Annotated in this window: 11 protein-coding genes; 1 reads left to right on the top strand and 10 read right to left on the bottom strand. The window is 53.0% G+C overall.

Annotation, left to right across the window (positions count from 1 at the left end; all coding sequences use genetic code 11):
- The 4 genes from ACWVCN_RS07480 to ACWVCN_RS07465 all read right to left on the bottom strand — a co-directional run.
- On the bottom strand, window positions 1-1,358 hold a 1,358-nt coding region (locus ACWVCN_RS07480), incomplete at its 3' end, for a sigma-54-dependent transcriptional regulator (RefSeq protein ID WP_455244939.1).
- On the bottom strand, window positions 1,343-3,040 hold the full coding sequence (locus ACWVCN_RS07475; protein ID WP_455244938.1) for a two-component system sensor histidine kinase NtrB: 1,698 nt from the start codon (window positions 3,038-3,040) through the stop codon (window positions 1,343-1,345). The genes ACWVCN_RS07475 and ACWVCN_RS07480, both read right to left, overlap by 16 nt.
- 215 nt (window positions 3,041-3,255) lie before the next feature.
- A complete protein-coding gene (locus ACWVCN_RS07470) occupies window positions 3,256-4,470 on the bottom strand; it encodes a type II secretion system F family protein (protein ID WP_455244937.1) in 1,215 nt (404 codons plus the stop codon).
- A gap of 174 nt (window positions 4,471-4,644) precedes the next feature.
- On the bottom strand, window positions 4,645-5,181 hold the full coding sequence (locus ACWVCN_RS07465; RefSeq protein WP_455244936.1) for a CDP-alcohol phosphatidyltransferase family protein: 537 nt from the start codon (window positions 5,179-5,181) through the stop codon (window positions 4,645-4,647).
- A gap of 150 nt (window positions 5,182-5,331) precedes the next feature.
- Between ACWVCN_RS07465 and ACWVCN_RS07460 the strand changes: the two genes are divergently transcribed.
- Window positions 5,332-5,649, top strand: a complete 318-nt coding sequence (locus ACWVCN_RS07460; RefSeq protein ID WP_455244935.1) for a hypothetical protein — start codon at window positions 5,332-5,334, stop codon at window positions 5,647-5,649.
- A gap of 21 nt (window positions 5,650-5,670) precedes the next feature.
- Here the strand turns inward: ACWVCN_RS07460 and ACWVCN_RS07455 are convergent, their stop codons facing one another.
- From ACWVCN_RS07455 to ACWVCN_RS07430, 6 genes are all read right to left on the bottom strand, one after another.
- Window positions 5,671-6,792 carry a serine hydrolase domain-containing protein gene (locus ACWVCN_RS07455; protein ID WP_455244934.1) on the bottom strand — a complete coding sequence of 374 codons (1,122 nt, stop codon included), beginning with the start codon at window positions 6,790-6,792 and terminating at the stop codon, window positions 5,671-5,673.
- A gap of 104 nt (window positions 6,793-6,896) precedes the next feature.
- Entirely contained in the window at window positions 6,897-7,409 is a 513-nt protein-coding gene (locus ACWVCN_RS07450; protein WP_455244933.1) for a DivIVA domain-containing protein, read from the bottom strand.
- A 19-nt stretch (window positions 7,410-7,428) separates the two neighbouring features.
- Window positions 7,429-7,725, bottom strand: a complete 297-nt coding sequence (locus ACWVCN_RS07445) for a YggT family protein (protein ID WP_455244932.1) — start codon at window positions 7,723-7,725, stop codon at window positions 7,429-7,431.
- Window positions 7,725-8,540: a pyrroline-5-carboxylate reductase gene (proC, locus tag ACWVCN_RS07440; protein ID WP_455244931.1), complete on the bottom strand. Its 816-nt coding sequence runs from the start codon at window positions 8,538-8,540 to the stop codon at window positions 7,725-7,727. Before proC ends, ACWVCN_RS07445 begins: the two co-directional genes overlap by 1 nt.
- Window positions 8,533-9,243: a YggS family pyridoxal phosphate-dependent enzyme gene (locus tag ACWVCN_RS07435; protein ID WP_455244930.1), complete on the bottom strand. Its 711-nt coding sequence runs from the start codon at window positions 9,241-9,243 to the stop codon at window positions 8,533-8,535. Before ACWVCN_RS07435 ends, proC begins: the two co-directional genes overlap by 8 nt.
- Window positions 9,244-9,309: 66 nt before the next feature.
- On the bottom strand, window positions 9,310-9,728 hold a 419-nt coding region (locus ACWVCN_RS07430), incomplete at its 5' end, for a polyphenol oxidase family protein (RefSeq protein WP_455244929.1).

The following is a 9,728-nucleotide window of genomic DNA, read 5'->3' as shown; positions in this document are numbered from 1 at the left end:
TTTTCCAGTCGGTACCGGAATGATCTCGTATTCAGCTTCAACAGTCGCGCGGCTTTTTTCTTGACCCATTTGGACCGCTCCAAAGCCTTCATCAGCAAATCTTTTTCAATCCCGTTGATCAACCCTTCCAAATCTATACCTTCCTCGGGAATATCTGTCGGCAACCCCTGGGTCTGCTGTGGAGCGACCGTCCGGTGTAGCCAGCCGCGAACGTCTGTATCTGTCACAGGAGCACCTGTTGAGAAGGCTACGACTCGCTCAATTAAGTTTTCCAACTCTCGCACATTACCGCGCCATTCATGGTTCAACAACACCTGCATAGCTTCCGGCGTCAGCGTCGGAGCAGTCTTCCCGCTTTCCTCTGCAAACTGCTGAAGAAAATGCATCACCAACAGGGGAATATCACCTGTTCGAAGCCTGAGCGGGGGAAGACGAATGGGAATGACATCCAGTCGATAGTAGAGATCTTCCCGGAACGAGCCGTCAGCCACGGCCTTCTCCAAATTACGGTTCGTCGCAGCGATGATCCGCACATCGACCTTCACATCTTGACTGCCGCCGACTCGACGGAATTCCCGTTCCTGAATCACGCGCAACAGCTTTACCTGAATGGTAGTGGTCGTATCTCCGATTTCGTCGAGAAAAATCGTTCCGCCATTGGCAACCTCGAACAGTCCTGCCTTATTCGCAACAGCGCCCGTGAACGATCCCTTCATATGGCCGAATAGTTCGCTTTCCAGCAAGGTTTCCGGTACAGCGCTGCAATTAACCGCCACGAACGGCATTGAACTTCTTGCACTATTATAGTGGATGGCGCGAGCCACCAATTCCTTTCCCGTTCCGCTTTCTCCACAAATCAATACATTGCTCTTTGAATCGGCGACCTTGCGGACCACATCGAAGACCTTCCGCATTGCATCGCTCTGTCCGACAATCCGCGCGAATGACGATTGGCTCGCCATTTCACGTCTGAGCAACATGTTCTCAGTCGAGAGGCGGCGCTTTTCGAGAGCATTTCTGATGATCAGTTGCACTTCGTCGACCTGAAATGGCTTGGTGAGATAATCGAAGGCTCCATGCTTCATGGCTTCCACCGCTGAATCAGCAGTTCCGAAAGCGGTCACCACCAGCACAACTGTTTCCGGAGAGAAGGACTTCACCGCCTTGAGCACATCCATACCGTCCGCCTTCGGCATCCGGAGATCTGTGATCACCAGATCAAATATCTCCTTATTGACTTGACCGATCGCCTCTTCACCGTCGGCGGCCTCGGTAACGGCATAGCCGGCACGCTTGAGCATGATGCTCATAACTTCTCGAAGGCTCTTTTCGTCGTCAACAACTAGGATCTTTTCCACGGCGTTCTTCCTTCATGCCATAAGCGTACTCCGTCATCCCCGGAGCGAGGCACACACACGACAAACCGGGTTCCACCCTGCATCTGACGTTCAACTTTAATCCAGCCCCCATGAAGATCCACAATTCGGTGCACCGCCGCTAAACCTAAACCGGATCCGTTTTTCTTCGTCGTAAAGAATGGCAAGAAAATTTTGTCCAAGTTTTCCTTGGCGACGCCTTCGCCCGTGTCCTGAAAAGCAATTTCAACTACGTCACCCTTCCGTCCGCCTGCTTCAACAGCTCGAAGTCCGGTCGTGATCATCAACTGCCCGCCTTGAGGCATCGCGTCGAATGCGTTGGTTGCAAGGTTCCAAAAGACCTGGCGCATCTGATCCTGATCAACTTGCGATGGCAAGGGCATCACCGACAACGACGTGACGATTGTAATATTCTTCCTTGTCCGAGCCTCATGTTGTACTAGATCAAGGGTCTCGGCAAGAATTTTGTTTATATCGCGCTCCCCTAAATTCAGAGCCGGTGGCCTCGCGTACTGCAGGAACTCCGTAATGATGGCATCAAGCCGCGTGGCCTCTCTGATCGCGATATCCATCAGGCGTCGATCGATCTCATCACCTACCGCTTCTTTCCTTAACATCTGCATGGCCCCGGCCAACGCCCCCAATGGGTTCCTAATCTCATGGGCCATTCCGGCTGACATCTCGCCGAGATTGGCTAACCATTCTTTCCGTCGCATTTCCTCTTCGAGATCCCTGATTTTGGTTAAGTCCTTGAACACACCGACCAGTCCAGCCTGCTCCCCCTGTTCATGAAGCAGCGAGAGGGTCATGCCAAGGACAAGCCGACTGCCGTTGGCGCTCTTGCACTCCACTTCGAATCTCGTCGCGGCCGGACACGTACCCATCTGCCGGTCATCGGCACATTGGTCAGGATGCCAGTTGAACACCTCCCGCCACGAGCGCCCGATCACGTGATCAAGCATATATCCCGTCACTTCTTGCGCCGCAGGGTTGAAAGTCGTGATCAGCCCTCGTCCATCGGTCGTGAAGACTCCGCTACTGATACTCCGCACTACATTTTCGTGAAAGAGTTGAAGGCGAGTGAGTCCCTGCTCCTTTTCGCGCAGCGTTTGGTCGGCTTGCTGAAGCTGATCCGCCAAAGTTCCGCTGAGCAACCCCACTATCAAGAGTGCCAAGGCATAGACGCCGAATGTTTGAAATGTTTCAGCCGCAGTCAATTGACTATGCTGCAACCATCCCCAGGGTTCGATGAAGCCGTAGAGTTGGACGTTCGTCACAATCCCCAGCAGTATGATGCATCCGCAGGCAGCTAACAGACCGACTCGTCGATGGGGGATAAGGCTGGCGACGGCTACGGTCACGATATACAGCACCACGAAGGGACTTTCGACGCCTCCGGTTCGAGCAACTAACACCGTTTCCAACAAGAAATCGATGGCAATCTGTGCCCAAAAGAAGTTGGATAGCGCATGCGTGGTGGTGAGTTTTCGAAGAACCACTGCCGAGAATATTGAGACAAGATAGGTGAGAATGATCAGGCCGTAGAACGTTTCAACCAGTCCGGCCTTCGTAGCTTCGAAAACGAGAGACAGCCCGAGTACTACAGTGACGATCGTCACCCGTAGCCCCATTAACCAATACAGGCGTTCGCGTATTGCAGTCATGGAGTCAGATAGGAAGAGAACGCATTACAAACGGAGATCGTCTCTCCAATCCCCTTGGAACCATGCGGGAGAAGCAGCTATCTATAGCTCTCTATAGCTCTATAACAATCGCAAATTGCTAGCCAGATTAAGTCGTGAGTAATCGATTCGCGTTTCGCGATATGTGGGATTGAAAATTCCGGTTGTCTCCTCAAGTCAGAATGCAAATTCCGAGATCAACCAATGGCTGAAGCCATCTTGAAGATCGGCAAATACATCGCGATTACGATGAAGCCGATCACAACCCCCAAGAACACCATCATCATCGGTTCAAGCAAAGACGTCAGCGAAGCGACGGCCTGATCCACTTCATCCTCGTAGAAGTCAGCGATTTTTCCCAGCATGGCATCCAGCGCACCGGTGGATTCACCGACCGCAATCATGTGTGTGACCATTTTGGGGAACACCTGACTTTGGGACAGTGGCTCGGCGATCGTCTTGCCTCCACTGATGCTGACGCGAGCATTCAGCAATGTCTCTTCGATGACCTTGTTTCCTGAGGTTTTTGCGCATATCGATAACCCGTCAAGAAGAGGGACGCCGCTGGAGAGCAATGTTCCCAGCGTTCGCGTAAACTTCGCGACCGACGCCTTCCTGATAAGGTCCCCGACAATGGGAGCCTTCAACAACAGTTTGTCGATTGCCATTCTTCCTGACGGCGTCGCGTAATATTTTTTCACGCCAAATACAGCAGCAATGATCATTCCGCCCCCGACATACCAATACGATTGGAACGCATTACTCATATCTATGACGAGCTGAGTCGGGCCTGGCAACCCCATTTTCCCACTGGAGAGCTCATCGAACATTTTGGCGAAGATCGGGATGACCCAAATCATGAGGACGGTAATTACAATAGCCGCCACACCAATGATCGCCGAGGGATAGATCATGGCAGATTTGATCTGTCCTTTGAGCTTCATTGCTTTTTCAATGTGTTTGGCCAAACGAGTCAGGATGGTATCGAGCAAGCCGCCGACTTCTCCCGCATGCACCATGTTGACGTACAATTCATCAAATACTTTCGGGTGTCTCCTTAGGGCATCAGAAAACGTCGATCCGGCTTCAACTTGTCCCTTGACCTCGCTGACGGTTTCGCGCAGCACTTTGTTCTCCGATTGGGTGGACAGGATCTCAAGACACTGTACAAGCGGAAGGCCGGCGTTGATCATCGTCCCGAACTGTCTGGTAAAAACAACGAGATCCTTATCGGTCAGTCCGGACCCAAAGCTGAGATTAATACCTCCCTTTCCAGCCTTCTCTTCCAAGCTTGTAACGACGACATTTTGTTTGCGTAGTTGAGTGACAGCTTCATCTTTACTCTTCGCGGTCAGTTCGCCTTTTTTCACCGCTCCAGATTTCGTGCGCCCGACATACGCAAATGTCCCCATACGTCACTCTTACCTTTCAAAATGGAGCCGAAACGGCCCTGTTTATCCGTGAATTCAGCTTCCAGGCGAGTCTACTGTCGACCCTAAAACCTGTCAAACAAATGCACAATCTGCGCGAAGCAGTCCGGCGACGCTATTTCGGTTGATGCTATCCAGAGGCTGCAGTGGGAAGAACTAAGAGACAGGTGTTCCTGTATTCAAATATCCGCGGTAGAGATAGTGTAACCCAGAGCAAATCGTGAACAAGACCATTCCGATCAGCAAAGGATTCAACAATTCAATGTCTATTTTCCTGGCACTTAAGAATATTGCGAGCAGCACGTAGGAGAGTTGAAGAAAGGTCGTTCCTTTCCCCAATAACGTCGGGGCAATATTAATCGGAGACTCGGTGAGCTGCGCCACGGCAGTCCCCAGCAGCAACATTGCATCCCGACTGACCACCACGATCGTCACCCATGATGGAATCACGTGAATAGCCGAGAGTGTGACGAATCCGGATGTTAAGAGGAGCTTGTCGGCCAAAGGATCCAGAAACGCTCCAAGGCGGGTCCGTTGGTTCGAGGCTCGTGCGATGGTTCCATCCAGAGCATCGGTAACGCCCGCCACGAGAAGGACGATCATCGCCTGATCGAAGCGCCCGTAGACCAACAACCCGATGTAGACGGGAATTAGCAGAATCCTGAGGATGGTCAAACTGTTGGGGATATTCATTAAAGAGGAAACGCCTTAGACGTGTCAGCACACGCTGAAGCGAAATGATAGGAGGGCCAGGCCTTGATGTCAACGCCTTGCAGTCAACCGGAAATCTCCCCTATACTTGCGCACTAGAGTTTTTCGAATCGATTGGTGAAGGAGGTTTCGATGAGTTCGCTCGCTTCGTTGTTCAAGAAAGAAGGCTTGGTAGAAAAGCATCAGCTTGAAGGTGTGGATCCGAGCGATCGTTATTTTAACAGGGCCATCCTTGTAAATCGCACTCCATCCGGCTATGCAGCCAAAGTCATGTACGAAGCACTAACTGTAGAGGGCCATTCTCACCCCACAATCACTGCCGCTGTGAAGGAGTTGACGGAGAAGTTACAGGCATTGGGCTTCAGTCGCCTGAGAACCAGAGCGAATTTTAAAGGTACGAAGTACCTTGCAGAGAAGGAAACCTGGATCGAATATCCCGACCCCTCCTAGTACTTAGTTAATCCTACGCATTCACAAATTGCGGAGCTCTCGATAAACCAGGTCATGGATCACCGGCCTGAATGCTCGAATCTTCTCATTCTTTCGACTTGGATGGACACGATTTGATAATAAGACCATTTCCAGTTCACGCTTAGGATCAATCCATACAGATGTTCCTGTGTACCCCAAATGTCCGAATGATTCTGGCGAGAAGTAACGACCGGATGAAGATGGAGTGGTTGGAGTATCCCATCCTAATGCCCAACTCGATTGCGGCACATCAGCCTGGCGCTTCGCAAACTCCCGAACAAGCGCACCATCAAGGATGGACGGTCGGTTCGTGTAAGCCCTTAACCAAGCACCAGAAATTGCCAGCACGGCCTCAGCCGTGCCAAACAGGCCGGCATGTCCGGCTATGCCACCCATTGCTGCTGCGTTCTCGTCGTGGGCTTCGCCCCGAATGAGACGGCCTCTCCGTTCGTCATATTCCGTCGGCGCAATCATCGAGAGAACGTCGTTAGACTCTGACGACATGGATGCAGCGGGAACAAAGCAGAGAGGATGCGCCTGAAGAGGCTTCGCCACCATCTCAGAAAAATACCTGTCCAAGGAATAGCCAGAGACTCGCTCTATTGCGAGCCCCAGAAGTATAAACCCTAGATCACTGTAAAGACTCCGCTCTCCTCGCTTATAGATAAGCGGCTCGTCTCCAATGAGTTTGAGCATTGCTTGTCGTGCCGAGAAAGGATCGACCAGCCTGAGATCTCCGAGCGCATTTTCCATCCGTTCGTAATGAGGCCGCCATCCGGGGAGTCCAGAAGAATGCGTGAGGAGATCGTGCAGGCTGGCAGAACCGATCGACGTTCCCGCAAGCTCTTCCAAGAGAGTCCCAATCGAAGTGCTGAGCGCAAGCTGACCCTGCTGAACGAGCAGGATGATGGACGTCACCGTTGCCAACGGTTTTGTAAGCGAGGCAAGGTCGTAGATCGTTGATGTGTGAACCGGCTCGCCCGGAGGCTCGATCGAGAGCCGGCCAGCCGATACATGGTAGCGCACCTCTCCGTTGCTGCGCACCGCAAGGACTGCGCCGGGAAACACGCCATCCCAAACGGCTTGATCCATCGCCGCACGAATGGCATCAGATCCTGTCATAGAAGCGATACGCTGGAGCGGATCGCGAAAGTAGCGATCATTGCAGCTTGGTGTCAGGTACGAATCAGATTCGTTCGCGAAATAAGGGGGACATTATCTCCCATCTATAACGCCGGACTCGATTCTCCTTCAAGCTTGTGAGAGGACGTTGCTGCATCATCGTGAAAAGCTTCGTGCTCTTCCACTTCAAGCATCCTCTCAAACGTCCGAAGGCTCGCCCTCAACCGTTCAACCATCAGCATCCGCTGTTTCTGCAATGCCGAAAGGTCTCGCTGCGTGTTCGTCAACTCTACCCTCGCTTGGCGCATCAACTCGCCGGCCTTCAACTCGGCTTCCTTGACAACGAGCTCGGCCTCCCGTTGCGCGCTGCGTTTCACGTCTTCGGCAAGTGATTGAGCTGATACCAGCGTATTTGATAGGGTCGCTTCGGTCCGTTTCAATTCATCCAGTTGCTGTTCGAGCAGAACAATCTTTTCCCGTTGCACCGCGTTGTCCCGATTTAACAACTCGACCGTTCCCGCAAGTTCCTCGAGAAAACGATTGACCTCCTGCTTGTCGTAACCGCGGAACCTGACTTTGAACACCATCTGCTGAATGTCGAGCGGAGTAATTTTCATAGCGTCCCCCTTCAACAGGTCAATTCATCTGACGCGCCAAATCGCCGAGTGTCTTTACCACAGCGATTTGCAGAAAACTGATGATCAGAATGGCGATGATCGGTGAAAGATCGAGCCCCATTCTCCATCCGACAAACCGCCGGATCGGAGCTAATACTGGCTCTGTAACTCTTTCCAAGAACTGCACGATCGGATTCCACGGATCCGGGTTGACCCAGGAGATCAGCGCCCGTGCAATAATCACCCACATATAGAGCCACAACACCGTATCCAGTACTGTAGCCAGACCTTGCAACACGTTCCCCATCACGAACATCAGCGCCCCAACTCCTGCGAGCGTCTTGTCGCCGCTTCGACGGCCCCCATCAGTGTAGCACGGAAGCCGCCCTGTTCAAGGTGATGTAATCCCGCGATCGTCGTACCTCCGGGAGACGCGACGCGATCTTTGAGCTTCGCCGGATGCTCACCGGATTCAAGGACGAGCTTGGCCGCACCTAACACGGTTTGAGCCGCTAACAATTCGGCCGTCTGACGCGGCAAACCCATCTTTACGCCGCCGTCGGCCAACGCTTCGATCGCCTGAAAAACGTAGGCGGGACCGCTTCCGCTCAATCCGGTCACGGCGTCCATCAACCGTTCTTCCACGGAAACGACCCGCCCTACGGCTTCGAAAATCACTCGAGCCGTGTGGCGGTCACCCTCTGATATTCCATCACTGAATGCTAACGCTGTCATTCCCTCTCGCACGAGGGCAGGCGTATTCGGCATGGCGCGGACAATTCGCTTCGCACCTTCTGCCTTTTCGCTGATGGCTCGGATTGTCACTCCGGCTGCAACAGATATGACGAGTGCGTGACAGAGATCAGCACCCACTTCTTCTAAGACCTGCGACATGGATTGTGGCTTAACTGCGAGAACCACTATCTCCGCCCATAAGACTGCCGGACGATTGTCAAGGCTGACACGTATTCCATACTCCGACTTCAACCGGTCACCACGCGCCACGACCGGATCTGTCGCCCACAGGAATTCGGGCTGGCAAACGCCACCTTCTAGCAGACCGCCGATCATGGCCTCCGCCATCTGGCCGCCCCCAAGAAAAGCCATCTTCTTCCCAAGGCCTTCAGCCATGCCGGTCTGCAAAAATGGCGGTGCCGACTCGAACGAATGTGGCACCTTCTTCTATGGCAATCTGGTAATCGCTCGACATCCCCATGGACAGCTCATCCATTGATATTCCCGGAATACCACAATTCGCCAAATCCTCAGCCAATTCTCGAATACGACGGAAATACGGCCTGGCATCCTCTGCATCGCTCACTTGTGGCGGGATCGTCATCAACCCCTTGACCCGGACATGCCTTAAGGCACCGAATTCCGGCAACAGGCGTTCGAGCACATCGGTATGAAAGCCCGCCTTGGTAGACTCGCTTCCGATGTTTACTTCCAACAAGATGTCCTGACACAGCCCGGCATTTCCGGCTCGCCGATCGATTTCTTGCGCCAACTCGAGGCTGTCGACTGAGTGGATCAACTCAAACGCACCGACAACAGAGCGAACTTTTCGTCGCTGCAACTGGCCGATGAAATGCCATCTGAGCGGCGTTCCCTTCAGAGCCTCGATCTTTGGCAGAGCCTCTTGCAATCGATTCTCACCCGCAATCGTCAAACCAGCCGAAATAGCTTCACGAATTCGCTCTACTGAGACTGTCTTGGTCGCCGCCACCAGCCGAACTGTTCCAACTTCACGACCGCAACGTTGTGTCACATGGTCGATCTGCTTGAGGATGTGTGCGAGGCGATTCCCGATTGAGTCACCCTGAGACGCATCCATAAGAAAGACAACGAGCAGATCGATCGAACCGGCCCGGTCATTCTACCGAAACCGTTGCAGAAAGGGCTACTGCCGTGCCGTGAGTGAAATGCCGCTCAACATCGTTCCGTTCACCCGTCCCTCCCGCCGATAGGAGTAAAACAACTCCTCATGACAGATCGTGCAGAGGTTCACCGATGACACCTGGTCCTGGCGCAAACCACAATCCCGGATTTGTCGGCGGACTAATGCTTTGAGATCCAACTTCGCCTTTGCGCCGCGATCTTCTTGCAAGAGTGACTGCCACTCCGGAACCACATTGCGTAAAGGCAGCAACACTGTTTCATCAACTTCGTAGCAACAGGCTCCTGCGCTCGGCCCAATGCTGATCCGCAAGTCATCTTTCGTCATGTTGAAACGCGACCGCATCAATTCGATAGTTTGTGGAACAATGCCAGCCAATGCTCCGCGCCATCCTGCGTGTATGGCCGCTACTGCTTTTCGAC

It is taken from the genome of Petrachloros mirabilis, assembly GCF_975968855.1.
Note: the sequence above shows the minus strand (reverse complement) of the source record. Positions and strands in the feature narration are given on the sequence as shown.

Bases quoted from the DNA above. Each gene is read 5' to 3' on its own strand.
- ACWVCN_RS07475 (WP_455244938.1), bottom strand. From the start codon at position 3,040: ATGACTGCAATACGCGAACGCCTGTATTGGTTAATGGGGCTACGGGTG.
- ACWVCN_RS07470 (WP_455244937.1), bottom strand. From the start codon at position 4,470: ATGGGGACATTTGCGTATGTCGGGCGCACGAAATCTGGAGCGGTGAAA.
- ACWVCN_RS07465 (WP_455244936.1), bottom strand. From the start codon at position 5,181: ATGAATATCCCCAACAGTTTGACCATCCTCAGGATTCTGCTAATTCCC.
- ACWVCN_RS07460 (WP_455244935.1), top strand. From the start codon at position 5,332: ATGAGTTCGCTCGCTTCGTTGTTCAAGAAAGAAGGCTTGGTAGAAAAG.
- ACWVCN_RS07455 (WP_455244934.1), bottom strand. From the start codon at position 6,792: ATGACAGGATCTGATGCCATTCGTGCGGCGATGGATCAAGCCGTTTGG.
- ACWVCN_RS07450 (WP_455244933.1), bottom strand. From the start codon at position 7,409: ATGAAAATTACTCCGCTCGACATTCAGCAGATGGTGTTCAAAGTCAGG.
- ACWVCN_RS07445 (WP_455244932.1), bottom strand. From the start codon at position 7,725: ATGTTCGTGATGGGGAACGTGTTGCAAGGTCTGGCTACAGTACTGGAT.
- proC (WP_455244931.1), bottom strand. From the start codon at position 8,540: ATGGCTGAAGGCCTTGGGAAGAAGATGGCTTTTCTTGGGGGCGGCCAG.
- ACWVCN_RS07435 (WP_455244930.1), bottom strand. From the start codon at position 9,243: ATGGATGCGTCTCAGGGTGACTCAATCGGGAATCGCCTCGCACACATC.